Origin of the sequence: Arthrobacter sp. UYEF21, from assembly GCF_040546085.1 — a bacterium.
In the GTDB taxonomy this organism is placed as follows: Bacteria; Actinomycetota; Actinomycetes; order Actinomycetales; family Micrococcaceae; genus Arthrobacter.
The window spans coordinates 1-23235 of record NZ_JBEPNF010000022.1 but is presented as its reverse complement, the minus strand read 5'-3'; the positions used below and the strand labels follow the sequence as shown (position 1 = coordinate 23235).

25 protein-coding genes and 1 pseudogene are annotated in these 23235 nt (G+C 65.5%); 13 read left to right on the top strand and 13 right to left on the bottom strand.

The annotated features are described in order from the left end of the window. Window positions 1-79 precede the first annotated feature (79 nt). The 4 genes from ABIB27_RS17655 to ABIB27_RS17640 are packed head-to-tail and all read left to right on the top strand — an operon-like array spanning window position 80 to window position 5235. Window positions 80-1483, top strand: a complete 1404-nt coding sequence (locus tag ABIB27_RS17655) for an NAD-dependent malic enzyme (RefSeq protein ID WP_354217231.1) — start codon at window positions 80-82, stop codon at window positions 1481-1483. 34 nt (window positions 1484-1517) lie between these two features. After that, on the top strand, window positions 1518-3131 hold the full coding sequence (gene aceB, locus ABIB27_RS17650; protein WP_354254498.1) for a malate synthase A: 1614 nt from the start codon (window positions 1518-1520) through the stop codon (window positions 3129-3131). 3 nt (window positions 3132-3134) lie between these two features. Beyond that, window positions 3135-4412 carry a DUF6986 family protein gene (locus ABIB27_RS17645; protein ID WP_354217229.1) on the top strand — a complete coding sequence of 426 codons (1278 nt, stop codon included), beginning with the start codon at window positions 3135-3137 and terminating at the stop codon, window positions 4410-4412. 10 nt (window positions 4413-4422) lie between these two features. After that, window positions 4423-5235 carry a bifunctional allantoicase/(S)-ureidoglycine aminohydrolase gene (locus tag ABIB27_RS17640; RefSeq protein WP_354254506.1) on the top strand — a complete coding sequence of 271 codons (813 nt, stop codon included), beginning with the start codon at window positions 4423-4425 and terminating at the stop codon, window positions 5233-5235. 646 nt (window positions 5236-5881) lie between these two features. On the opposite strand, the gene ABIB27_RS17635 is transcribed toward ABIB27_RS17640, so the two are convergent. Next, window positions 5882-6181: a putative quinol monooxygenase gene (locus ABIB27_RS17635; protein ID WP_354254496.1), complete on the bottom strand. Its 300-nt coding sequence runs from the start codon at window positions 6179-6181 to the stop codon at window positions 5882-5884. A gap of 214 nt (window positions 6182-6395) precedes the next feature. Between ABIB27_RS17635 and ABIB27_RS17630 the strand changes: the two genes are divergently transcribed. The 7 genes from ABIB27_RS17630 (at window position 6396) to bcp (ending at window position 13847) form a co-directional block, all read left to right on the top strand. Further along, complete coding sequence (locus ABIB27_RS17630; RefSeq protein ID WP_354217226.1) at window positions 6396-7196, top strand: hydroxypyruvate isomerase family protein; 801 nt, start codon at window positions 6396-6398, stop codon at window positions 7194-7196. Between the two features lie 124 nt (window positions 7197-7320). Next, entirely contained in the window at window positions 7321-8199 is an 879-nt protein-coding gene (locus tag ABIB27_RS17625) for a 2-hydroxy-3-oxopropionate reductase (protein ID WP_502909268.1), read from the top strand. A 141-nt stretch (window positions 8200-8340) separates the two neighbouring features. Continuing rightward, a complete protein-coding gene (gene gcl, locus ABIB27_RS17620; RefSeq protein WP_354217225.1) occupies window positions 8341-10119 on the top strand; it encodes a glyoxylate carboligase in 1779 nt (592 codons plus the stop codon). A gap of 3 nt (window positions 10120-10122) precedes the next feature. Further along, on the top strand, window positions 10123-11331 hold the full coding sequence (locus ABIB27_RS17615; protein ID WP_354217224.1) for a glycerate kinase: 1209 nt from the start codon (window positions 10123-10125) through the stop codon (window positions 11329-11331). Next, window positions 11324-12667 carry an allantoinase AllB gene (allB, locus tag ABIB27_RS17610; protein WP_354217223.1) on the top strand — a complete coding sequence of 448 codons (1344 nt, stop codon included), beginning with the start codon at window positions 11324-11326 and terminating at the stop codon, window positions 12665-12667. The genes ABIB27_RS17615 and allB overlap by 8 nt, the downstream gene beginning before the upstream one ends. Window positions 12668-12677: 10 nt before the next feature. Next, window positions 12678-13313, top strand: a complete 636-nt coding sequence (locus ABIB27_RS17605) for a winged helix-turn-helix domain-containing protein (RefSeq protein ID WP_354217222.1) — start codon at window positions 12678-12680, stop codon at window positions 13311-13313. A gap of 66 nt (window positions 13314-13379) precedes the next feature. Continuing rightward, entirely contained in the window at window positions 13380-13847 is a 468-nt protein-coding gene (gene bcp / locus ABIB27_RS17600) for a thioredoxin-dependent thiol peroxidase (RefSeq protein WP_354217221.1), read from the top strand. Here bcp and ABIB27_RS17595 read toward each other — a convergent pair whose 3' ends face one another. From ABIB27_RS17595 to ABIB27_RS17575, 5 genes and pseudogenes are all read right to left on the bottom strand, one after another. After that, complete coding sequence (locus tag ABIB27_RS17595) at window positions 13848-14621, bottom strand: oxygenase MpaB family protein (protein ID WP_354217220.1); 774 nt, start codon at window positions 14619-14621, stop codon at window positions 13848-13850. 174 nt (window positions 14622-14795) lie between these two features. Then, the gene (locus ABIB27_RS17590) at window positions 14796-14981 is read right to left on the bottom strand and encodes a hypothetical protein (RefSeq protein ID WP_354217219.1); all 186 of its coding nucleotides are present in this window, start codon (window positions 14979-14981) and stop codon (window positions 14796-14798) included. Continuing rightward, entirely contained in the window at window positions 14981-15559 is a 579-nt protein-coding gene (locus ABIB27_RS17585) for an LLM class flavin-dependent oxidoreductase (protein ID WP_354254494.1), read from the bottom strand. The genes ABIB27_RS17590 and ABIB27_RS17585 overlap by 1 nt, the downstream gene beginning before the upstream one ends. A 116-nt stretch (window positions 15560-15675) precedes the next feature. Next, window positions 15676-16188, bottom strand: a complete 513-nt coding sequence (locus ABIB27_RS17580) for a hypothetical protein (RefSeq protein WP_354217217.1) — start codon at window positions 16186-16188, stop codon at window positions 15676-15678. Between the two features lie 720 nt (window positions 16189-16908). Further along, window positions 16909-18228 (bottom strand): annotated as a pseudogene (locus ABIB27_RS17575) (HNH endonuclease signature motif containing protein); the annotation flags it as partial. 175 nt (window positions 18229-18403) lie between these two features. Between ABIB27_RS17575 and ABIB27_RS17570 the strand changes: the two are divergent. Continuing rightward, the gene (locus ABIB27_RS17570; protein ID WP_354217215.1) at window positions 18404-18976 is read left to right on the top strand and encodes an MOSC domain-containing protein; all 573 of its coding nucleotides are present in this window, start codon (window positions 18404-18406) and stop codon (window positions 18974-18976) included. Here ABIB27_RS17570 and ABIB27_RS17565 read toward each other — a convergent pair. The 7 genes from ABIB27_RS17565 to ABIB27_RS17535 all read right to left on the bottom strand — a co-directional run bounded on the left by ABIB27_RS17565 (window position 18973) and on the right by ABIB27_RS17535 (window position 21207). After that, window positions 18973-19365 (bottom strand): AAA family ATPase, encoded by a 393-nt coding sequence (locus ABIB27_RS17565; protein ID WP_354217214.1) that lies wholly within the window; start codon window positions 19363-19365, stop codon window positions 18973-18975. The genes ABIB27_RS17570 and ABIB27_RS17565 overlap by 4 nt on opposite strands. A gap of 156 nt (window positions 19366-19521) precedes the next feature. Next, window positions 19522-19734, bottom strand: a complete 213-nt coding sequence (locus ABIB27_RS17560) for a hypothetical protein (RefSeq protein WP_354217213.1) — start codon at window positions 19732-19734, stop codon at window positions 19522-19524. A gap of 138 nt (window positions 19735-19872) precedes the next feature. Further along, window positions 19873-19980, bottom strand: coding sequence for a hypothetical protein (locus tag ABIB27_RS17555; protein WP_354254491.1), 108 nt, complete (start codon window positions 19978-19980; stop codon window positions 19873-19875). 17 nt (window positions 19981-19997) lie between these two features. Beyond that, window positions 19998-20195 carry a hypothetical protein gene (locus ABIB27_RS17550; RefSeq protein ID WP_354254489.1) on the bottom strand — a complete coding sequence of 66 codons (198 nt, stop codon included), beginning with the start codon at window positions 20193-20195 and terminating at the stop codon, window positions 19998-20000. Continuing rightward, window positions 20188-20508, bottom strand: coding sequence for a GntR family transcriptional regulator (locus ABIB27_RS17545; protein ID WP_354217211.1), 321 nt, complete (start codon window positions 20506-20508; stop codon window positions 20188-20190). The genes ABIB27_RS17550 and ABIB27_RS17545 overlap by 8 nt, the downstream gene beginning before the upstream one ends. Further along, complete coding sequence (locus ABIB27_RS17540; RefSeq protein ID WP_354217210.1) at window positions 20501-20788, bottom strand: ABC transporter permease family protein; 288 nt, start codon at window positions 20786-20788, stop codon at window positions 20501-20503. Before ABIB27_RS17540 ends, ABIB27_RS17545 begins: the two co-directional genes overlap by 8 nt. A 74-nt stretch (window positions 20789-20862) precedes the next feature. Then, window positions 20863-21207 (bottom strand): DUF3846 domain-containing protein, encoded by a 345-nt coding sequence (locus ABIB27_RS17535; protein ID WP_354254487.1) that lies wholly within the window; start codon window positions 21205-21207, stop codon window positions 20863-20865. Between the two features lie 576 nt (window positions 21208-21783). On the opposite strand from ABIB27_RS17535, the gene ABIB27_RS17530 reads away from it, so the two are divergent. Then, window positions 21784-23235, top strand: a 1452-nt coding sequence (locus ABIB27_RS17530) for an MFS transporter (RefSeq protein WP_354254484.1), incomplete at its 3' end; no start/stop codon positions are given.

Here is a 23235-nt window from a genome sequence, read left to right as displayed (position 1 = left end):
TGCAGATAATAATATCCATAATACGAAAACATTCGATTGAGACGTGGCCCGGACTGGGCCTGTACGAGGAGGAAATTCAATGGCGAACCCGAGCCCCGGAAATTCGATCACCCTGCGCGTCGCCGCGCCGTCCAGCTTTACCGCAACCAGCGAACTGGCCGCAGCCGTCGCTGCCGCCGGTGCGGCCGTTACCGCACTGGACGTGACCGAGTCCCATCACAACACCCTTGTTGTAGACGTCACCTGCAACACCACCGACGAGGCGCACGCGGACCGCATCAAGGATTCACTGAACGCGCTCGACGGCGTTACGGTCCAGCACGTTTCCGACCGCACCTTCCTGATGCACCTCGGCGGCAAGCTCGAAGTCGTCCCCAAGGTAGCCCTGCGCAACCGCGACGATCTCTCCCGCGCCTACACACCCGGCGTCGCCCGCGTCTGCCTCGCCATCGCCGAGGACCCGGCAGCTGCCCGCAACCTCACCGTCAAGCGCAACACAATCGCCGTCGTCACCGACGGTTCCGCAGTGCTGGGCCTTGGCAACATCGGCCCCGCAGCAGCCCTGCCGGTCATGGAAGGCAAAGCCGCCCTCTTCAAGCAATTCGCCAACGTGGACGCCTGGCCGGTCTGCCTGGATACCCAGGACACTGAAGAAATCATCATGATCGTCAAGGCCCTCGCCCCGGTCTACGGCGGCGTGAACCTCGAAGACATCGCAGCCCCGCGCTGCTTCGAGATCGAGAACCGCCTCCGCGAGGAACTCGACATCCCGGTCTTCCACGACGACCAGCACGGCACCGCAATCGTCACCCTCGCCGCCCTGGTCAACGCGCTGCGCGTGGTGGACAAAAAGCTCTCCGAGGTCCGCATTGTGGTTTCCGGCGTCGGGGCCGCCGGCTCAGCCATCATCCAGCTCCTTAAGGCCCAGGGCGCGGAGCACATCGTCGCCGCGGGCCGCTCCGGTGCTATCCACTCCGGCCAGCAGTACGACGACGAGCACCGCACCTGGATCGCGCGGAACACCAACGAGGAAGGCTTCTCGGGCACCCTGCACGAAGCCATGGCCGGTGCCGACGTGTTCATCGGCGTCAGCGCCCCGCACGTGATCGGCGAAGAGCAAGTCGCGTCCATGGCCGATAACGCCATCGTGTTCGCCATGGCCAACCCAACACCGGAAATCGACCCGGTTGTCGCCGCCAAACACGCCGCGGTGGTGGCCACGGGCCGCAGCGACTTCCCCAACCAGATCAACAATGTCCTTGCCTTCCCGGGCTTCTTCCGGGGGCTGCTGGACGCCGGGGCGTCGGACATCACGCCGGAGATGCTGGTGGCCGCCGCCGACGCGATCGCCAACCGGGTAGCTGACGACGAGCTTAATGCCAGCTACATTATACCGAGCGTGTTTGATCCCCACGTCGCCGCTGATGTGGCCGCCGCCGTAGCGGCAGCCGCAACACCCGTCACCGTCCTGGCCAACGACTGACCGCCCCACTTCCAGCACAAGGAAAGGACCAGAAATGGCTATCACTGTCACAAACCCCCGGCCGATCGAACGTGCGGAGGAAATCCTTACCCCGAAGGCCCTGGCGTTCCTGGAGGAACTCCACCTCCGGTTTGCCCCGAGCCGCAACGAACTTCTTGAAGCCCGCGGCGTCAAGCGGCAGAAGGTCGCCGACACCGGCAGGCTGGATTTCCTGCCGGAAACCCAGGACATACGCGACGGCGACTGGCAGGTAGCGCCGGCCCCGGCAGCACTGCAGGACCGCCGGGTGGAAATGACCGGCCCCGCCAGCCCCGCCAAGATGGCCATCAACGCCCTGAACTCCGGCGCCAAGGTGTGGCTGGCTGACCTCGAGGACGCCAGCACCCCCACCTGGGCCAACGTCATCGACGCCATCCTGAACCTGCGCGACGCCGCCAAGGGAACCCTGAGCTACACCTCCACCGAAGGCAAGGAATATACGCTCCGCACCGACGCGCCGCTCGCCGTCGTCGTGGCCCGTCCGCGCGGCTGGCACCTGCCGGAAAAGCACCTGCTGATCGACGGCGAACCCGCCGTGGGTGCGCTGGTTGACTTCGGCCTGCACTTCTTTCACGTGGCCAAGCAGCTGGTCCTCAACGGCCAGGGCCCGTACTACTACCTGCCGAAGATGGAGAGCCACCTCGAGGCCCGCCTCTGGAACGAGGTCTTTGTGTTCGCCCAGGACTTCCTGGGCCTGGACCAGGGCAGCATCCGCGCCACCGTCCTGATCGAAACCATCCCGGCCGCGTTCGAGATGGACGAGATCCTCTACGAGCTGCGGGACCACGCGTCCGGCCTGAATGCCGGACGCTGGGACTACCTGTTCAGCATCATCAAGTACTTCCGCGACGCCGGCGAGGAGTTTGTGCTCCCGGACCGCGCCTCGGTGGTGATGACCGCACCGTTTATGCGCGCCTACACCGAGCTGCTGGTGAAGACCTGCCACAAGCGCGGCGCCTTCGCCATGGGCGGCATGGCCGCCGTCATCCCCAACCGCCGCCACCCGGAGGTCACCGAGGCCGCCTTCGCCAAGGTCCGCGCGGACAAGACCCGTGAGGCCAACGACGGGTTCGACGGCTCGTGGGTGGCCCACCCGGACCTGGTCCCCACCTGCCGGGAAGTGTTCGACGCCGTTCTCGGCGACCCGGAAAACGGCGGCCGCCCCAACCAGCTGGACAAGCAGCGCCCGGAAGTTTCCGTCACCGCCGATCAGCTCCTGGACATCGCTTCCGCGGACGGCCAGGTCACCGAGGCGGGCCTGCGCCTGAACCTGTACGTCGCCGTCGCCTACACCGCGGTGTGGCTCTCCGGCAACGGCGCGGTGGCCATCCACAACCTGATGGAGGACGCCGCCACCGCGGAAATCTCCCGCTCGCAGGTGTGGCAGCAGATCCGCAACAAGTCCGTCCTGGCAGACACCGGAAACACCGTCACCCGCGAACTCGTGGAGCGGGTCCTGGGCGAGGAAACGGAACGGCTCCGGACCGAATTCGGCGACGAAGCTTTCCGCCTCTACTACCAGCCGGCCAGCCAGCTGATCGGCGACATCTGCCTGTCCGAGGACTACACAGACTTCCTCACCACCCCGGCCTACGAACTGGTGGGCTGAGGCATGGCGGTCTCCCCCACGCCGTCGCTCTCAGCGGCGGACCTCGCCGCCATCGACGCACAGCTGGCCACCACCGACCAGCTGCTGGAACGCAATTACCCCGGCGACGACGGCACCCGCCAGCCCGTGCACACCGTGTACGTGCCGGCGGACCGTTTCACGCCGTCGTTCGCTGCCGACTGGGGCGCCCAGGCGCTCACGACTGCGGAGGCACACGGCGGGTTCGAGACGCTCGGCGCGCTGCTGGGCCAGGACGCCGAACTCGCCGGGGCAGTAGCGTCGCGGGTCGCTGCCAAGCTAAGCACCGAACCGATCGAGGACCTGCGCCTCGACTTCGAGGATGGCTACGGCGACCGCGGCGACGAAGCGGAGGACGCTGCCACGGTTGCCGCGGCCCGGGCGGTCAGCGAAGCAGTTGCAGCCGGCACCGCCCCGCCGTTCATCGGCATCCGGTTCAAGTGCTTCGAGGCGCCCACCAGGGCCCGCGGCCTGAAAACCCTTGACCTGTTCGTCTCCACGCTCGCGCAGGCCGGCGAACTGCCTGCCGGGCTCATCCTGACCCTGCCCAAGGTCACCACCGTAGCCCAGGTCCAGGCAATGGACTTTGCGGTGTCCCGGCTGGAGGAAGTCCACGGTCTTCCCGCCGGCCGGCTCCGCTTCGAGGTGCAGGTGGAAACGCCGCAGCTGATCCTCGGGCCGGACGGCACCTCCCCCGTGGCGCAGTTGCCGCACGTCGTTCCGGGGCGCATCAGCGCCCTGCACTACGGCACCTACGACTACTCCGCGTCGCTGCAGATCTCGGCCGAGTACCAGTCCATGGAGCACCCGGTGGCGGACTTCGCCAAGGAAGTCATGCAGCTGGCCGTCGCGGGCACCGGCATCCGCCTCTCCGACGGTTCCACCAACATCATCCCGGTGGGTGACGCGGTCGAAGATGCCTGGAAGCTGCACGGACGGCTCGTCCGGCGTTCGCTGGAGCGGGGCTACTACCAGGGCTGGGACCTGCACGCCGCCCAGCTGCCCAGCCGGTTCGCAGCCACGTATGCGTTCTATCGTGAGGGCCTCCCGGCCGCCGCAGCACGCCTCCGCAACTATGTCGACCACACCGAAGGCGGGGTCATGGACGAACCGGCCACCGCCCGGGCCCTGGCCGCCTTTGTCCTGCGGGGTGTCCAATGCGGCGCGGTGGGGACCGAAGAGGTCCAGGCGCTCGCCGGCGTCGAACTTTCCCAGCTGACCGCACTGGCGCACCCGCGGCTGGCACACTCCACTTCGAAGTAAGGATCCCATGATGGGCAAGTACTACACCCCGCAGGGCGGCCTGCCGCCGCAGACGCATCTGACCACGGAACGGGCAATCGTCACGGAGGCCTACACGGTCATCCCCAAGGGCGTCATGACGGACATCGTGACCAGCACCTTGCCCGGTTTCAGCAACACCCGGTCCTGGATCCTCGCCCGCCCGATCTCCGGGTTCGCCACCACGTTCTCCCAGCTGATCGTGGAGATCGGCCCCGGCGGCGGCGCCCCCAAGGCCGAGTTTGAGGCAGGCGTCGAGGGCGTCATCTTCGTCACCAAAGGCAAGGTCAACCTGACGCTGGACGGCGAACTGCACCAGCTCGAGGAAGGCGGCTACGCCTACCTGGCCGCCGGCGCCACCTGGGGACTGGAGAACGTCTCCGACGACGTCGTCTCCTTCCAGTGGATCCGCAAGGCCTACGAGCGGCTTGAGGGTTACGAGGCCAAGTCCTTCGTCACCAGTGATGCCGAGGTGGAACCCACCGCGATGCCGGACACTGACGGCGCCTGGAAGACCACCCGCTTCACGGACTCCAGCGACCTGGCCCACGACATGCAGGTCAATATCGTGACGTTCCAGCCGGGTGGCGTCATCCCGTTCCCGGAGACCCACGTGATGGAGCATGGCCTGTACGTCCTCGAGGGCAAGGCCATGTACCTGCTGAACAACGACTGGGTTGAGGTGGAGGCCGGCGACTTCATGTGGCTGCGCGCCTTCTGCCCGCAGGCCTGCTACGCCGGTGGCCCCGGCCAGTTCCGCTACCTGCTCTACAAGGACATGAACCGCCAGATCCGCCTGACGTAGGCTCGCAGCACCCAGGCTGCGCCTCTCCTAAGCTCGCGGCACCGGGCGGTCCCTTGACCGCCCGGTTTGCCTATTTAAAAGAGGTAGCAGCGGCCCGAGCACGCGGACCAACTGCAGGCGCAACATGGGATTACCGGACCACAACATTCAACATGGATCCGGAGTCGAGCCCTCGCTAATTCGGGGCGTGCTGTTTAAAATCGGGACGGCAGGCTGCGGGCTGCCACACAGATCAATCCCGACATGCTCAGGCGCGTCCGCCTGACAGTGTCAAAAAATTAGTTGATCGCATCCTTAATTAGTTGATCGCATCCTTAATAGGAGCAAAAGATGTCCATCACTCCAACAATGAATACCCGTTCAATCCGGGCAAAGATTGCCTTGGTTCCGGTCCTCTCCTGAGGTCTGCTCGGGTTCCGCGGCACTGGCTGTCCCAGCCCAAGCGGATTAGGAAAGTCCGGTTGGATGTCGCCCTCGGGCAGGCAGTACAAAAGCGAACATCAGACTGGGAACCACCACAGTGGCCGCCAGGGTTCGTGCCTGCGAAAATGAGCCTGTTTGAAGACTCGATTCGGACGCATCTAGCCGGGTAACGGGCGTAACTACTCAGCGCCCGGCAGGCGCACTTCCACGAGCGATCCGTGACTCAACGGAGCGGCGATCCCACCACCGTGAAACGGGTACCGCCCATCTCCCCCGAGAGCAGCGGCATGGCCTCAGCAATTGCGGCCCGCACGCTGTCCAGCTGCAACGAGGCCTGGTGTGCTTCGGCGGATTGCCAGAGCTCGCTCACGAACACGGTGTCCGGCACATCAGGATTGACACCCACCTCATACCGGAGGCAGCCGGCCGCCTCAAGTCCGGCCATCGGCCGGAGCAGAAGTTGCACTAAGTCGTCCTGCTGGCCCGGTTTGGTTCCAAGGCTGCCCACATTCACGAACGTCATAGGGACAGTGTGCCGCAGGGTGTCGATGACGGTGTGTAAAACTCCCACACAACTGGCAGCAACGTCGCAACTCCCGTCAGGGCTCCCCTTGACTCGCCCGCCCTTCCTTCCCTACACTTTTCATAAAGCAGAATCTAAATTCCACAAAGCGGAAACGGTAAAGAACCGGGAAGCGCAGGAAGATGGATCAAAGCCCTCCTCGGAAGGACCTACGATGACGTACACAGTGAACTGCTCCATCCTCTTGACGGAGCTGCCCCTGCTCGAGCGCCCCGCCGCGGCAAAAGCTGCCGGCTTTGACGCCGTCGAGTTCTGGTGGCCCTTCGAAGCCTCCGTCCCCACCGACGCCCAGGTCACCGAGTTTGAGAACGCGATCAAGGATGCCGGCGTCCAGCTCACGGGCCTGAACTTCAACGCTGGCAACATGCCGGGCGGTGACCGCGGCCTGGTCTCCTGGAAGGGACGCTGCTCCGAATTCAAGGACAACATCGACGTGGTTGTCGGCATCGGCGAACGCCTCGGCTGCAAGGCCTTCAATGCCCTCTACGGCAACCGCCAGGACGAATTCACCCCCGAAGCGCAGGATGAGCTGGCCGTCAAGAACCTTGCCGCAGCTGCCGAAGGAGTCGCCCGCATCGGCGGCACCGTCCTCCTCGAGCCGGTCAGCGGCGCCGCCAAATACCCGCTGCTCAAGGCACAGGACGCCCTGAATGTCATCGCCCGGGTCAAAGAAGAAACCGGCGCGGGGAACATCAAGCTCCTCGCGGACTTCTACCACCTCGCAGTCAACGGTGACGACGTAGCAGCCGTCATCGAGAACCACGCCAAGGACTTCGGCCACATCCAGATTGCCGACAACCCCGGCCGCGGGGCTCCCGGAACCGGCGAGCTTCCCCTAGGCGAATGGATTGCCCGCAGCCGCGAACTCGGCTACGAGGGCTACATCGGCCTCGAATACAAGGAACCTCAGGAAACGGCCTTCAGCTGGGCCATCCGCCAGCACGTCACCCGGTAGCCCCCAGCCCAACTGACTGGCAGTTAACGTCGCGAAATGCCATTTTCACGACATCTAATGCGAGTCAGTTGGGCCAGGAACCAGCACACCAGCCCCACCACAGACTTTCAGTAAAGGAACCACAATGAGCAACGTTGCAGTCATCGGACTTGGAATCATGGGCCTGCCCATGGCCATCAACCTGGTCAAGGCCGGCCACACCGTCACCGGCTTCAACCGCAGCCAGGACAAGATCGACAAGCTGGTCTCCGAAGGCGGCAAGGGTGCCACGAGCATCGCGGACGCCGTGAAGGATGCCGACGTCGTCATCACCATGGTGCCGGACTCCCCTGATGTTGAGGGTGTAGTCAGCGGCAAGGACGGCGTCTTCGCCAACGCGAAGAAGGGCACCCTCTGGATCGACGCCAGCAGCATCCGCCCGGATGTGGCCAAGCGGCTCGCGGACGATGCCCGGGCAGCCGGCATCCGCGCGCTGGACGCCCCGGTGTCCGGCGGCGAGCAGGGTGCCATCAACGCCGCCCTCTCCATCATGGTGGGCGGCAGCGCGGAAGACTTCGAGGCAGCACAGGACGTCCTCAACGCCGTGGGCAAGACCATCGTCCACGTCGGCCCCTCCGGCTCCGGCCAGACTGTCAAGGCAGCCAACCAGCTGATCGTGGCCGTCAACATCGAAGTCCTCGGCGAGGCCATCGCCTTCCTCGAGGCCTACGGCGTGGACACCGACGCGGCCCTCAAGGTCCTCGGCGGCGGACTGGCCGGCTCCAAGGTCCTCGACCAGAAGGGCCAGAAGATGCTGGACCGCGACTTCGAACCCGGCTTCCGCCTGGCCCTCCACCACAAGGACCTGGGCATCGTCACCTCCGCAGCCCGCGAAGCCAACGTCGCCGTCCCCCTCGGCGCCGTCGTCGCACAGCTCGTCGCTGCGACCGTCAACCAGGGCGACGGCGGCCTCGACCACTCCGGCCTCTTCAAGCAGGTCCTGCAGCTCAGCGGCCGCAAGTAGGAGCAGCCCCAGAACGGGGCACTTCGACACGGACACACCGGCCGCCGTCGAAATTTACGACGCCGACTCCCCCGCAGTGCCCCGCGACGGTTCGCCGGGCTACTTCAGCACACCCAAAAACAGACTTTCAAGGAGCACACCATGAGCAAGATGCGTACCGTTGATGCAGCGGTTGCCATCCTGGAAAAGGAAGGCGCCATCGAGGCGTTCGGCCTGCCAGGCGCGGCAATCAACCCCTTCTACTCGGCCATGCGGGCCCACGGCGGCATCCGCCACACCCTGGCCCGCCACGTCGAAGGCGCCAGCCACATGGCCGACGGCTACTCCCGCGCCAAGGACGGCAACATCGGCATCTGCATCGGCACGTCCGGCCCTGCCGGCACCGACATGATCACCGGTCTGTACGCCGCGTGGGCCGATTCCATCCCCATGCTCTGCATCACCGGACAGGCCCCCGTCGCCAAGCTGCACAAGGAAGACTTCCAGGCCGTGGACATCGAATCCATCGCCAAGCCGGTCACCAAGATGGCCATGACCGTCCTGGAGCCCGGCCAGATCCCGGGTGCCTTCCAGAAAGCCTTCCAGCTGATGCGCTCCGGCCGCCCCGGCCCGGTGCTGCTGGACCTGCCCATCGACGTGCAGATGGCCGAGATCGAATTCGACATCGATACCTACGAGCCCCTGCCCGTGGAGAAGCCCAAAGCCTCCCGCAAGCAGCTGGAAAAGGCCCTGGACATGCTCACCGCAGGCGAGCGTCCGCTGATCGTGGCCGGCGGCGGCATCATCAACGCCGGCGCCTCCGCGCAGCTGGTTGAGCTGGCCGAGATCCTCAACGTTCCGGTCATCCCCACGCTCATGGGCTGGGGCTCCATCCCGGACGACCACCAGCTGATGGCCGGCATGGTGGGCCTGCAGACCTCGCACCGCTACGGCAACGAGAACTACCTGCGCAGCGACTTTGTGATCGGCATCGGCAACCGCTGGGCCAACCGCCACACCGGCGGCCTGGACACCTACACCGCGGGCCGGAAGTTTGTACACATCGACATCGAGCCGACGCAGATTGGCCGCGTGTTCTCGCCGGACCTGGGCATCGCGTCCGACGCCGGCGCGGCACTGGATGGACTGATCGACCTCGCCAAAGAGCGCGCGGCAGCAAAGTCCCTGCCGGACTACAGCGCCTGGGTCACCGAATGCCAGGACCGCAAGGCCAGCCTGCACCGCAAGACGCACTTTGAGAATGTCCCCATTAAGCCGCAGCGTGTGTACGAGGAAATGAACAAGGCCTTCGGCAAGGACACCACCTACGTGTCCACCATCGGCCTGTCCCAGATTGCCGGCGCGCAGATGCTGCACGTGTTCGGCCCGCGTAAGTGGATCAACGCCGGCCAGGCGGGCCCGCTGGGCTGGACCGGACCGGCTGCCCTCGGCGTCGTTCGCGGGAAGCCGGACGAGTCCGTGGTTGCGCTGTCCGGTGACTACGACTTCCAGTTCATGATCGAGGAACTGGCCGTGGGTGCCCAGTTCAACATCCCGTACATCCACGTGGTGGTGAACAACTCCTACCTGGGCCTGATCCGCCAGTCCCAGCGCGGCTTCAAGATGGAACAGAACGTGTCCCTGGCGTTCGAGAACATCAACTCCCCCGAGACCAACGGCTACGGCGTAGACCACCTGAAGGTTGCCGAAGGCCTGGGCTGCAAGGCCCTCCGCGTGGAGGACCCGGCGGACCTGCCGGCCGCGTTCGACAAGGCCAAGGCCCTCATGGCCGAGTTCGAGGTGCCCGTGGTGGTGGAAGTGATCCTGGAAAAGATCACCAACATCTCCATGGGTGTGGAAATCGACGCGGTCAACGAGTTCGAGGAACTGGCTGAGACGGCCGCCGACGCCCCGACCGCCATCCTGGCCCTGCAGGCTTAAGCAATGCGGATCGTGATTGCCCCGGACAAGTTCAAGGGGTCATTGTCAGCCCCGGAGGTCTGCAGGCACCTGGAACAGGGCCTGCAGACCGCCGCTGGAACTGCACAAGTGGGCAATTTGGACGTTCTGCGGATTCCCGTGGCCGACGGCGGCGAGGGCACCCTGGATGCCGCCATCGGCTCCGGCTTCACCCGCCGCAGCGCCACGGTCAGCGGGCCTACCGGCCAGCCGATCGAGGCTGACTTCGCCGTCCGCGGCCACGAGGCAGTCATTGAGATGGCCACCGCGTCAGGGCTTGCAGTCCTTCCGCAGGTCGTCGCCGGCGGTCAGCCCGATTCCACCAGCGCCGCCACAGCCTCGAGCCTGGGCACCGGCCAGCTCATCCGCGCTGCACTGGATGCGGGCTGCCGCCGGATTATTCTCGGCGTGGGCGGCAGCGCCAATACCGACGGCGGCGCCGGACTCCTGCAGGGACTCGGCGCCAGGTTCCTGGACACCAAAGGCAACGAACTGCCGGCCGGCGGCGCCGCCCTGGCGGACCTGCACAGCATCGACTTCACAGAGTTTGAGCCACGTTTGGTGGACACACGCTTTGTGCTGGCATCTGACGTCGATAATCCCCTGCTCGGCGCCGAGGGCGCGGCAATGGTATTCGGCCCGCAGAAGGGTGCCACACCAGAAGACGTCGGCACGCTCGACGCCGCCCTGGCCAGGTTTGTCGAAGTCCTGGCCAGGGAAATCGGATTCCGCGCCATCAAAGCGGCGGAAGCTCCCGGAGCAGGGGCCGCCGGCGGGGTGGGCTACGCTGCCATCGCGGTCCTGGCCGCAACGCGGCGGCCCGGCATCGACGTCGTGCTTGAATTCACCCAACTGGCAGACCGGCTTAGCGGCGCCGACCTGGTGATCACCGGCGAAGGCAGCCTGGATGAGCAGAGTCTGCTGGGTAAAACGCCCATGGGCGTGGCCCGGGCGGCAGCCGCGGCCGGCATTCCGGTGGTGGCCGTCTGCGGACGCACCACACTGGCCACGGAACAGCAGCAGAATTCCGGTTTCCGGCACGTCTACGCGCTGACCGATTTGGAACCCAAGGTAGAAATATGTATAGCTCAAGCAGGGCCCCTGCTTGAACAATTGGGAAAGAACATCCTGCAGGGGCTGGCCAACCCGGACCCCGCAGGTGGCATTGGCGTAAAGGAGCCCCTGAATGTCTGAAGAACGCTTTGACCTTGTGATCCGGGGCCAGCGGATCCTCACCACCGCTGGCATCGCACCGCGTGAAGTGGGCGTGCGCGGCGGCAGGATCGTGGCCATCGAACCGCTCGGCAACGGCCTCGCCGGCGCGGAACTGATCGAACTGGCCGACGACGAGACCCTCCTTCCAGGGCTGGTGGACACCCACGTCCACGTCAACGAACCCGGCCGCACCGAGTGGGAGGGCTTCGCGTCCGCCACCCGAGCGGCCGCCGCCGGCGGAGTCACCACCATCATCGATATGCCGCTGAACTCCGTGCCGCCCACCACCACCGTGGAAAACCTCAAGCTCAAGCGCGAGGTGGCCGAGGACCAGGCCTTTGTGGACGTCGGATTCTGGGGCGGCGCCATTCCCGGCAACAAGCAGGACCTTCGCCCCCTCCACGACGAGGGCGTCTTCGGGTTCAAGTGCTTCCTGTTGCACTCCGGCGTGGACGAGTTCCCGCACCTCGAAGCGGACGAGATGGAGGAGGACATGGCCGAGCTCAAGTCCTTCGACTCCCTCATGATTGTCCACGCCGAGGACTCGCACGCCATCGACCGCGCCCCGCACCCCGGCGGCGACCACTACGAGACGTTCCTGGCCTCCCGTCCGCGCGGCGCCGAGAACAAGGCCATCGCGGAGGTGATCGAGCGCGCCCGCTGGACCGGCGCCCGCGCCCATATCCTGCACCTCTCCTCCTCCGATGCGCTGCCCATGATCGCGAGTGCAAAGCGCGACGGCGTCCACCTGACCGTGGAGACGTGCCCGCATTATCTCACCCTCACGGCCGAGGAAATCCCCGACGGTGCCACGGCATACAAGTGCTGCCCGCCCATCCGCGAGGCGTCCAACCGGGAGTTGCTGTGGAAGGGCCTGCAGGACGGGACCATCGACTGCATCGTGTCGGACCACTCCCCCTCCACGCTGGACCTGAAGGACCTGGAGAACGGCGACTTCGCCGTGGCCTGGGGCGGCGTCTCCTCGCTGCAGTTGGGCCTGTCCCTGATCTGGACCGAAGCCAGGCACCGGGGCATCGCCCTGGAACAGGTGGTTTCCTGGATGGCTGAGAAGCCCGCCGCCCTGGCCCGGCTGCACAACAAGGGCCAGCTGGCCCTCGGCTATGACGCGGACTTCTCCATCTTCGCGCCGGATGAGGCGTTCGTCGTGGACGTCACGAAGCTCAAGCACAAGAACCCCATCACTCCGTACGATGGCAAGGCGCTCTCCGGCGTCGTCCGCAAAACCTACCTGCGCGGCAACGAGATCGATGGCCGCACGCCCAGCGGCACGCTGATCCGCCGCGGCGGCGTCTAGGCGCAGCGCGATGGCCGTCAACGTCCACGCCCCGTACCCGCGGCCGCGCGCCGGATCCCGTCCAGGCGACCAGTCCGGCACCGGCACCGGTGCCGGGCGCCGGCCGGGGCTTCAGCCACGCGGTCTGGCGGTCTGGCTGCGGCCTTGTGAGGGCCAGGAAATCGACCCAGCGGTCTGGGCCCAGGCCGCCCAGGCGGTCCTGGCCCGTGCCTTCCGGCTTGCACCGGAAGCCGAAGTCCAGATGTGGCCCGACGCCGACGACGGGACTGCCGCCGTCGAAGGTTCAGACACTGTTGACCCGCCAGTATCCCTGGCCGGGCGGCGCAGCACCGTGGCAGTGGACCTGGCCGCGGGTACCGTTCTTTTGGACGGCGTCCCAGTCAGCTTCACGGGCATGGAATACAGCCTCCTGCGGTACCTCGTGCAGAACCAGTCCCGGCCAATTCAACGTGGGGAATTGCAGCGCGTACTTGAGTCCCTGGACTGCCCCGGCGCGGGTTTCCGTTCCATTGACGCGTATGTGGCCCGCGTTCGGCGCAAGCTGGGTTCGGCCCGTTACGCCATCGCCACGGTGCGTGGGGGCGGCTACCAGTTCGTGCCCGGACCGGGCAGCACTGTCCGCGGACCGGCGGAATACTGCATCTAGGCTGTCCGCTACCCGTATCAATTGATCGCCGGCCACTGCCGGTGTCCCACAAGTAAGGATCACTTCATGACCCAGAAACTCCTCCCCGGAACCCAGGCCCCCGATTTCGCGTTGCTGAACGCTGACGGCCAGAAGGTCTCCCTCTCCGATTACCGCGGACGCAACGTCATTGTGTACTTCTACCCGAAGGCCGCCACCCCCGGCTGCACCACCGAGGCGTGCGACTTCCGCGACAACCTCGCCAGCCTCCAGTCCTCCGGCTACGAAGTCCTGGGCATCTCCCCGGACGCGCCCGAGAAGCTGGCAGCCTTTACGGGCGACTTCGCCCTGACGTTCCCGCTGCTCTCCGACGAGGACCACGCCGTTGCACTGGCCTACGGCGCCTGGGGCGAAAAAATTGTGAACGGCGACGTGGTTGACGGCCTGGTCCGCTCCACCGTGGTGCTCGACGCCGACGGCAAGGTCACGCACACCCAGTACCAGATCCAGGCCCAGGGCCACGTGGCAGCGCTCCGGGAGGAGCTAGGCGTCTAACTAGGCCGTGCGGAGCCGGCCGAGGCAGTAGTCCTTGACGAAATGCCGGACGGTCCGTGGCAGCCGTGGATACACCAGCGCGGACCACCGGGTGGTGCGGTCGAACAGGCGGCTGTGGCGGTCACTCCACGGCAGCCCGTAGCTGCTCCGGAGATGGTCGGGCAGGAGGCCTGCGGTGATGAACCGGATCAGCGGCATGCTCATCCGGAGCCAGAGCGGACCGGCTGGCGGGTAGAGCAGTTCGCGGCCCACGCGCGCTGTGACGGTGTCCAGTTCCAGCACCTGCAGGCGTGCATCCCAGTACGTCCTGAACGCTGCACGGTCGGCCGGCCACAGCTCGGCAGGGAGTTGCAGGACGGTCCCGATCCGCGCGTAGTCCTGGTACATCAGCTCGGAAGTCTCGTCATCCAGCGGGCCGTAGATTTTCTCGTAAACGGTGACGGCGGTGTCATACAGCGTTGCCACCACCCACAGTTGGGCCTGCGCGTCGAAGGCGCTGTAGCCGTGGGAACCGGCATCCGGCTTGCGGCGCACGGCGGAGTGGGCGCGGTTCACTCTGCGCCGCACAGCCGCGACCTGGTCCTCATTCCCGTAGACCACCGCGTACACATAGGTGACGGTGGAACGGAACCTCTCCAGCGGCCGGCCAGCAAAGTCACTGTGCTCGGCGACGCCGTGGCCAACCGCAGGGTTCGCGATCTGGAGCAAAATGGCGCGGCCGGCCCCTGCGAGCAGAACGACTTCCGCTCCGATATCCGCCAAGGTCCGCACCATGCCCCACAGACTACCGACAAACCCCGCAACCGGGTAATGATCGGTGGTCGAGCCGACGGCTGATCGGTGGTCGAGCTCCCGACCAATCGGTGGTTGAGCGTGTCGAAACCACGTTTCCACAAGCTCAACCACCGCGACGGCGGGACCTCCCGCCGTCGTCAGCTTCCGTTGGGTTTAAGCTGCCCCGGCGCCCAGTTCCCGGTTGACGGCGGGCATGATTTCGGTGGCGAGGAGCTCGATGGAGCGGGCGGTTTCGGCGTACGGCAGGCCGCCGAGGCCGATCTGCGCCATGTAGCGGCTGTTGCCCAGGGTCTGGTGGATTTCGAGGAGCTTCTCGATGACCTGCTGCTGGCTTCCCACTAGCAATCCGCCACCCGGATCGCTCCAGTCATCGAACGTGGAGCGCGGGAAATGTTCCACGTTGCGCGGCACGTTCTGCTCGGCGCGATGTCCATGCCGGGAATGATCTGGGTCAGGTTGCCCTTCCAGTCGAGCACTGCGTTGTCGCGGAGTTCGAGGAGCATCCGCAGCTTCTCGTCGAACAGGCCGTCGTAGTCGGCGGTGTCGTGGCCGAACAGCGGGTAGGACTCGATGAAGGCACCGCGGCCGGCGATGATCTCGGCACGGCCGTCGGAGATGAGGTCCAGCGTGGCGAAATGCTCAAAGAGCCGCACCGGGTCCTGGGTGGACAGCACCGTGACCGCAGTGCTGAGCCGGAGGTTGGTGGTTTCCCGGGCGATGGCAGCCAGGACGATTTCCGGGGCCGAAAGCGCGAAGTCGGGCCGGTGGTGCTCGCCCAGGCCCAAAAAGTTAAGGCCCCCCTGGTCCGCCAGTTTGGCGAGCTCAATGATCTCCTTCGGCCGCTGCTGCGGTGAGGGTGCGCTGCCGGTGCTGACGCTGCGGGTAAGTTCGCCGAAGGTAAAGATGCCAAAGTCCATGCATGCTTGAACATTCAAGCTTTGGGATTCATTCCCGAGGTGAGCGGACGACAGCGGCAGGAGCCGCCGAATAAACAGAAACTGTCATGGTGGCCGACGACCGCCAAGGCTAACGCTCAGAGTGCCGCCCGCAAACCCTCAACAAACAGTTGTGCCCGCTCCCCCACGTACTGCTCCAAGGGGACGAGGCCAGTGGTGATACCCGAGCGGCCGCTCAGGGCGGCCGATTCGATGAAAAGCCGGGAGGTTTCTGCAACGAGAACAAATTGCGGTGGCGGAAACCACTCCGTCGCTCCGTCCGCCGGGCCGGAATCCTCCAGATCCGTCTCATGGGCCAGCTGCATGTACTGCGTCATGCCTTCATGGAGTGGAACTGCACCGTCCGGAAGGGCGAGCTGGAGGTCACCGTCCCGCGTGATGTTCAAGTACACAGCACCGTGCGGATGGTAGGTAAAGCCGTTGTCCCGGCGCTTGAACAGGGCATCCGCCACCGGCCATGAGTTGTCCGGGATGGCCTCGAGGATTCCGCCCTTCGCATACGTTTTAAGGGTGCGCGATCCGAGCTCCCGCAAGAACGGTACGAGGAGTGCTATCCGTCGCTGCAGCTCAGCTTCGTCGGCGTCCATCATGGCCCGATAGTACGCTCCAGGAGACCATTCCGTTACCCCATCAGCCGTGGAAGCCAAGCCCGGCAAACGGGGCCCACCGCCGCGGCCGCAGGCATACCAACCGGAAGTAGTCCCCGCACCTAAGCAACAGCGGACGACGGCGGGAGGCACCGCCGTCGTCCGCTTCAGTGCGGGGCACTATGCTGAGCTGAGCTTCAAGGGTGATGGACGTGGCGGTGCAAGGGGGACTGTTGGGATCAGATTCTGGCGACGAGGGTCTTCCGCCCGTCCGCCGTTCGCCCAGTGGGCGCATTCCGCAGTGGGCCATCGATGAGGCAGTGGGCAAGACTCAAGCTCCCGACCCATGGCGCGGTGCCCCCATTTCGCAGGTCTCAGCCGCACGTCCTGGGGCTGGACCACGTTGACGACCCCACGCAACTGATGCATGAAGGGACCAGCGGGCAGTTCGATTTCGGGGACGGCGACCGTGGCGGGCTTGCCCTAGTGGGCACGGGGGCGGGCGTCCCCGCGGTTGTGACGTCAGCCGAGGGCGCGGAGGAACCCTTCCACAGCCTCTTCTCCCAACGACATCCCTGTGTGGAGACAATCCGGGTGGCCGTGGGGAGCGCTGCGCGATGCGTGGTACCGACAACCGCTTGTTGTGAGCGGCGGATGGGAGCCCCCTTCCAGCCCCGGGAGTGATTCCGGTTTTACGTCTTTGGGCCAATGTGGTGGTTCTCAATCCTGGTGTTCGCTTTTGTAGTGCCGGCCGCGTGGCGAGATCCAGCCGGGCGGTTCGTTTTTGGTCGCTGGTGTGGGCCGCCAGGCGCTGGTGTGTCTCAGCCTGTGGTGGCGGGGACACGGCTGTCCCAGATTCGCTACGCCGGTGGTGCCGCCGTGGGCCCACGCGAGAATGTGGTCCGCTTCGTTGTCCAGGGAGTGGTTGCTGCAGCCCGGGAAGGGGCACTTTCCGTCACGCAGCCGCACCCAGTTCCGCATGGCCTTGGTCAAACGGTAGCTTTTGCGGCCGATTTCCAGTGGCGCCCCGTCCCGCGGGTCAACCAGGACCCGGTAGAACGATTCTGCCCCGTTCGCCACGAGCTCTCTGGCCATCGATGCCGGAATCGGGCCGTAACTGTCCAGCATCGCCGGTTCCTCGGTGACGCCGAGCAGCGAAAACACTGGAACCGTCACCAGCACCTGCGCCCGCGGCGGCGGGATGCGCCCGGGATCACGTCCTTCCTGGCTTCCGCTGTTGAGGAGGGCGGTGGCGAGGACGTCAGCGCGGAGCTGCGTGAGGGTCAGGGGCTCGTCGGGGCCCTGGAGCCCTCGGGCGACAGCGGTGGTTCGGTTCCAAATGGCTGCCGCCTGGTGTGCGGGAAGATAGGCCGAGAGCCAGGCCATTCCGTCCTGGTCCGGCGCGTACTCGACCCTGCGGTCAAGGACACCTTTGGCGTGGCGCTTCTCGATACTCTCGGCGTGGTGGCGTTCGCGCCAGGTGCGGGCCTTGTGCCGGAACCGAAACGCCGGCATCTCCCCCGCAGGACAACTACTAGCGGGGTCCGACGCGTCCGGACCCAAAAAGTGGCCCTCCAGCGCGGCAGCACCGTCCGAGTCAAGGGTGGCGGTTTCCTCCACCATGGCCCGGGCGTGCTGCCACGAAATAGCGCCCTTCTGCAGTGCGGACAGGGTCAGCGGCAAAGCGGTGGTCAGCACCTGCGCCTGGTCTAGCAGAGAACCGGCGGCCCGTTCACCAATGGTCAGGACGCACGCGACCTCCGCGGTCACCGCTGCCTCGCGCGCCGAGCCTTCCCCGGGCGAGGCACCGGGAGGCGCCACAGACGCCGCCGTTACAGCGAATTGTGCGGCAGCCTGGGCCTTCAGGGCAGCCATCCGGGCGTCCGATCCCGCCGTCCCGGTCAGCACATTGAGGCAATCCTCGGACAACGCCCGCAACGGGTCAGTCCCGCAAAGCGCACCCGGTCCGCTGACCACGCCACTGAGCACGGCGATGGCGGCATTGATGTCCTCAAATGCCTTTGCCACTTCCGGGTTTCTCATGTCTCAATCATCCAGCGAGGGTCTGACATTCCACGAGACCGCAGCTCGGGGCGTGCGTCCCGCGGTTGTCACCGCGGCGCCCCAGACAAGACGGGCGGCGGACGACGGCGGGACTTTCCGCCGTCGCCCTTCTCCCGCGGGTGCCGCGCACCCGCCTGGGGGATAGTTTGGAAGCATGACGGAAAGCTTTCGGTACGACGTCGAAATCCTGCATCTGCTGGTGTCCCCGGCGCACGCCTACTTCGGCCGCGCGCGGGAGGGTGCGGCGGACGTCCCCACCACTGATGCGGAGAGCGTTGAACTGGTTGCCGGCAAGGGCATCGTCGGTGACCGGTTTTTCGGCAAGGCTGCACATATGGACGCGGCTGTAACCCTGATCTCCGTTGAGGCCCTCGAAGCCATGGCGGCGGAGCTGGGTGCCGGGCCTTTCGATCCGCTCCTGACCCGGCGCAACGTTGTGCTCCGCGGCGCCCACCTGGCGCCCCTTATTGGTGGGGACTTCGTGCTGGAATCGCGCGGACGTGAGGTGCGGCTCAAGGCCGGCCGGCCCGCCAATCCCTGCGCGTGGATGGACCAGATGCTCGCACCCGGCGCCTACAAAGCGATGCGCGGGCGAGGCGGCGTTCGCTGCCGGCCGCTCTCGGACGGCGTCCTGCACCGCGGGCCGGCGGTGCTGATCAGTCCCGTGCCGCTGAAGCCCGAACGGGCCGGCGAGGCCTCGATGTTGCGGGCCTCGCGGCTGCCCTAGTGCGGCACGGGCACCACATGCTCCTCGACCAGGCCCAACGGCTCCCGGCTGGTGGCGAGGATCCGTACCTCAGACCCGGCCTTCAAGAGTCTGCTGGTCAGCTGCGCCACGTGGCGGGTCGGATGTTCGAAGTTGTCGAGCACCAGGAGCAGCCGTCTGTCCCTCAGGTGCGCGGCCAGGGCATCGGCCGATTCAACGGTCCCCTGCTCGCGCAGGTCCAACGCCTTGCGGGCCGTACCGGCGAGCAGCGCCGGCTCGCGCATCTCGGCAAGCTCCACGAACCAGAAGCCATCCGGGAAGTTCCGCCGTAGCTGGGCAGCGAGCCGAAGCGACAGCCGCGTTTTGCCCACACCTCCCGGACCCGCCAGGGTGACCAGCCGTGCGGTCAAGAATCTCTTCTTGGCCCCGCTGAGTTCCCGACGGCGGCCCACGAAGCTTGTCGTTGCGGCCGCAGGTTTCAAGGAGTCCCACCATGGCTCCCCATGAACACAAGGTACCCCGCTTCAGGCAGCGTTCAGCGGAATCAAGCCCTGCGCCGGCCTGGATCATTTCTGCTCTGGGGATCCTTCGCCCTCGGCATCCACGTGGTGCCCGAGCAAATCGCCTTTATGGCGGGCTACGTCGAGGTGGTGCTCCAGCTTTTCCTCCGCATCGCGGCGGCGTTGACCCACGGTCCGCATTTGTTGCGTGGTCGGAGCGGCGTGGGCGTGCTGGTGCGGGCCATGGTCCTGAATGCTGTCAGCGCTGTTCTCACTCATACTGAAATCGTCCCACCCCACGGCAGTGTCCGGAAGGTGTCGTGTCCGGCAAAGCAGAAGGACGACGACGGTACCTCCCGCCGTCGTCCTTTTGCCTTGGGTGCCGCTCCCCCAGGACGCCGCTACCCCAGGGTGCTGTTACCAGTTGGACGCGAAGACGTAATTGAAGTCATCGGCACGGTGGATGGCACGGCGCCAGCCACCGGACCGGCCGTCACGGGTGAGCAGCAAGGTCTCAACAACCATAATCGGTTCGCCCTCGCTTAGGTCCAGGGCCGCGGCGTCCTCCCCTTTCGCCCGGACGCCCACACGTGGTGCTCCGAGCGGGTGAGGTCGATGTTGCGCTGCTGGTGGAGCGGATCGAACGCGGAGCCTGCGTCCTCGAGCTCGCGGCTGGTGGGTTCGAACTCCGCCGGGCTGCACTGATAGCCCTTGAAACTGACGAGCTTCTCGTCATTCACGGTAATGACGCGGGGTGAAAGTGAGAACCTTTTCCGAGGCGCCCAGGCCGAGCTGCTTACGCACGTCGGCCGGCGGAACAGCGCGGGTCACCCCGTGCACCGTGGCCTCGGGCGAGAGGCCCTGCTCGCGCAGGTAGCCCATGAGGCCGCCGAGCTGCAGCGTGGCGGGCCGTTGCACGTTCAGGCCTTGCACCGGGAAAGTTCCCTTGGCCCGTTCGCGGTAGACGTATCCCTCGTCAACGAGTTCCTTGAGCGCCTGGCGTACGGGAGCACGGCTGACGTGGAAACGCGTGATGAGGACTTCCTCAGTCATCGCCTGGCCGTCGGCTCCGGCGCCGGCCTTGGCGCCCCGGGCTGCAGCGGACCAGAACAGGAGGCCCTTTGCGGATGAAGGCGAGAATCTGGACCAGGACGAAGCCCATCACACCCAGGACCAGCATGGTGAAGGTCTGCCACTTGGAGGCACCCAGCGACTGCATGACGTCCCGCCGTTCGCGCTTCACCGATTTGAAGCCCGCGAAGCCGGCCACCAGCACAGGGAAGAAGACGATGAGCGGGGCGATTGCAATCTTGGGAACGCTCTGGAACGCCACTATCAACGGGTTGAAGATCCGCGAGCCTGGCTCCCTTAATTATCCCAGCGCGGCGGCATATGTCTTTGGACCGGTTAGGCAGCCAGCGGTATTCCGAAGAGCGCCTCGGCAAGCCGGATCAGGTGGCACGGAGCGTCGGTTTCGTCGCCGCGGGTTCCGTGTCCCAGGAACACCGCCGTCCCGTTGAGCGTGCCGTCGAGAACGATGCCTGCCTCGCGGGCAAGCACTTCGGCACGGAAGTTCTGGGGCAGCCGGCTGCCCTCGTCGTTCAAGTAGACGTGCCAGTCCCTGCTGGTAATGGATTCGATGTTTCCGGCGACCAGCTTCTGCAGTGCCGGCATGTCCATGTCAACACTTTCGATGCGCACCGGTTGCGTGAGGTGGGCAGGGACGATCAGGGCGTTGTAGGTGGTGTTCATGGTCTTGTCCTTGGGGCTGAACGTTTCTCAGGGCCGGCCTCAGGCCGCGGCACACTAGCGCTGGTTTTTGCGCGTCTTTATGAACCGAATTTCGCTGGTTTCGCTTTTAGCTCTTTTATCGGCGCGCTTTTCGAGAATTGACTTTTCCGCTTTTTTAACACTTCTGCTCCTGGGGGATTTTCCTGACACTGGAATTCCACCTTTCTATGCTGTGTATCTACCCGATACCATACACACTTATATTTTTTGTGCCAGTTTCCTTATAAAATATCGTCGGCCTGTGAGGTGGGCCGCAGGTGGCGTCCTCACGGAGCTGAAGGGTCCGTGTGTGGCTACCAACTTCCCCCCAAGCGTGCATTCCTCGCGGCCATGATGAATTTCCGCTTAATGAGGCGAACGGAAATTATTCTGCTGGCGAATTTGCTTCTGGATAAATTCACACGACCTGGAAAGGCCACACGCTCCCAAGGTCCGACGCCGGCATTCAGGTGAGTGCCGGCGTCGTGCTCTGTGCAGATTTTCTTAGGTGCGTGGTGACGCTGTCCGCGGCCGAGGGTTGTCAGTAAACTGGGACGCATGACCCAGGACGAACCGGCCCTGGCCGGGGTCGCTGCGGCTCCGGGCCTCGGCGATCCGGAGTCCATCAACACGTCCATGCGCAGTCCGGCACAGCGTTCCCGCACGTTCGCCGGAATCCTGGTGAACACCGGCCTCGCCAACATCACTACCAGCTATCTTTGGTTCGCCCTGACTTTCTGGGTTTACTTGGAGACGCGCAACGTGATCGCCACGGGGGTGATCGGCGGCGCCTACATGCTGTTGATCGCCCTTTCCAGCATCAGCTTCGGCACCTTCGTGGACCGCAACCGCAAGTTGGCCGTGATGCGCTTCGCCGCTGGCTTCACCCTGGTGATGTTCGCGGTATCCGGGGTCATGTTCCTGATAACGCCCACAACCAGCCTGCTGGACCTGACCCAGCCGTGGTTTTGGATCTTCGCCGTGATCATCCTGGTGGGTGGGGTGGTGGAGAACATGCGCAACGTGGCCCTCTCCACCATAGTCACCATCCTCATCGAGCCGGACCGGCGGCCCAACGCCAACGGGCTGGTGGGCATGGTTCAGGGGCTGGCGTTTCTCGTCACCTCGGTGCTCTCCGGCCTCTCAGTTGGGCTGCTGGGCATGGGCTGGACTGTCGTCGTCGCAGTGGTCCTCACTGGGCTGGCGTTCGCGCACCTTCTCACGCTGCGGATGCCGGAGGAAGTGCGGGCAGCCGCCACTGACGCACACGGCGCGTTCGATCTCCGCGGCTCCCTCGCCGCGGTACTGGCCGTTGCGGGACTGTTCGCGCTGATCCTGTTCTCCACGTTCAACAACTTCATCGGCGGCGTCTACATGGCGTTGATGGATCCGTACGGCCTGGAGATGTTCCCCGTGGAGCTGTGGGGGACGGTCTTCGCCGTGGGCGCCACGGGGTTCCTCGTGGCCGGTGCGCTGATCGGCAAGTTCGGACTCGGTTCCAACCCGTTGCGCACACTGCTCATCGCGGTGATCCTGATGGGCTTCCTCGGCGCGGTGTTCACGGTGCGGGAGTGGCCCTGGCTGTTCATCCTGGGGATCTGGCTGTACATGTTGCTGATTCCTTTTGTGGAGGCCGCAGAGCAGACGGTCATCCAGCAGGTGGTGCCGCTGCCCCGGCAGGGCCGGGTGTTCGGCTTGGCCATGGCGTTCGAGTCCGCGGCAGCGCCGATCACCGCCTTCCTCATTGCGCCGATCGCCCAGTTCTGGATCATCCCGTACGCGCGGTCCACTGAGGGCGCCGCCCAGCTGGCCCCGCTGCTGGGCGAAGGGATGTCCCGCGGCATCGCCCTGATCTTCCTGGTGGCCGGGATCATCGTCATCGTGGCCGCGTTGCTGGCCTTCCTGACCCCGGTCTGGCCTTTTGGCATTCTCGCGGAAGGAATGGGCTGGAAGGCTCATGCGGGGCGCGGTTCGATCCCGGGGCGCCGTCCCCGGTCGGGTTCAGGCGGT

What these genes read in the sequence shown, in the direction of transcription:
- ABIB27_RS17635 (WP_354254496.1), bottom strand. Translation starts at nt 6,181, where the DNA reads ATGACGTTCGTGAATGTGGGCAGCCTTGGAACCAAACCGGGCCAGCAG.
- ABIB27_RS17560 (WP_354217213.1), bottom strand. Translation starts at nt 19,734, where the DNA reads ATGAGTGAGAACAGCGCTGACAGCATTCAGGACCATGGCCCGCACCAG.
- ABIB27_RS17535 (WP_354254487.1), bottom strand. Translation starts at nt 21,207, where the DNA reads ATGAACACCACCTACAACGCCCTGATCGTCCCTGCCCACCTCACGCAA.
- ABIB27_RS17545 (WP_354217211.1), bottom strand. Translation starts at nt 20,508, where the DNA reads ATGACTGAGGAAGTCCTCATCACGCGTTTCCACGTCAGCCGTGCTCCC.
- ABIB27_RS17645 (WP_354217229.1), top strand. Translation starts at nt 3,135, where the DNA reads ATGGCGGTCTCCCCCACGCCGTCGCTCTCAGCGGCGGACCTCGCCGCC.
- ABIB27_RS17640 (WP_354254506.1), top strand. Translation starts at nt 4,423, where the DNA reads ATGGGCAAGTACTACACCCCGCAGGGCGGCCTGCCGCCGCAGACGCAT.
- ABIB27_RS17655 (WP_354217231.1), top strand. Translation starts at nt 80, where the DNA reads ATGGCGAACCCGAGCCCCGGAAATTCGATCACCCTGCGCGTCGCCGCG.
- ABIB27_RS17615 (WP_354217224.1), top strand. Translation starts at nt 10,123, where the DNA reads ATGCGGATCGTGATTGCCCCGGACAAGTTCAAGGGGTCATTGTCAGCC.
- gcl (WP_354217225.1), top strand. Translation starts at nt 8,341, where the DNA reads ATGAGCAAGATGCGTACCGTTGATGCAGCGGTTGCCATCCTGGAAAAG.
- ABIB27_RS17630 (WP_354217226.1), top strand. Translation starts at nt 6,396, where the DNA reads ATGACGTACACAGTGAACTGCTCCATCCTCTTGACGGAGCTGCCCCTG.
- ABIB27_RS17570 (WP_354217215.1), top strand. Translation starts at nt 18,404, where the DNA reads ATGACGGAAAGCTTTCGGTACGACGTCGAAATCCTGCATCTGCTGGTG.
- aceB (WP_354254498.1), top strand. Translation starts at nt 1,518, where the DNA reads ATGGCTATCACTGTCACAAACCCCCGGCCGATCGAACGTGCGGAGGAA.
- ABIB27_RS17605 (WP_354217222.1), top strand. Translation starts at nt 12,678, where the DNA reads ATGGCCGTCAACGTCCACGCCCCGTACCCGCGGCCGCGCGCCGGATCC.
- ABIB27_RS17555 (WP_354254491.1), bottom strand. Translation starts at nt 19,980, where the DNA reads ATGGTTGTTGAGACCTTGCTGCTCACCCGTGACGGCCGGTCCGGTGGC.
- ABIB27_RS17625 (WP_502909268.1), top strand. Translation starts at nt 7,321, where the DNA reads ATGAGCAACGTTGCAGTCATCGGACTTGGAATCATGGGCCTGCCCATG.
- bcp (WP_354217221.1), top strand. Translation starts at nt 13,380, where the DNA reads ATGACCCAGAAACTCCTCCCCGGAACCCAGGCCCCCGATTTCGCGTTG.
- ABIB27_RS17585 (WP_354254494.1), bottom strand. Translation starts at nt 15,559, where the DNA reads ATGGACTTTGGCATCTTTACCTTCGGCGAACTTACCCGCAGCGTCAGC.
- ABIB27_RS17580 (WP_354217217.1), bottom strand. Translation starts at nt 16,188, where the DNA reads ATGATGGACGCCGACGAAGCTGAGCTGCAGCGACGGATAGCACTCCTC.
- ABIB27_RS17595 (WP_354217220.1), bottom strand. Translation starts at nt 14,621, where the DNA reads ATGGTGCGGACCTTGGCGGATATCGGAGCGGAAGTCGTTCTGCTCGCA.
- allB (WP_354217223.1), top strand. Translation starts at nt 11,324, where the DNA reads ATGTCTGAAGAACGCTTTGACCTTGTGATCCGGGGCCAGCGGATCCTC.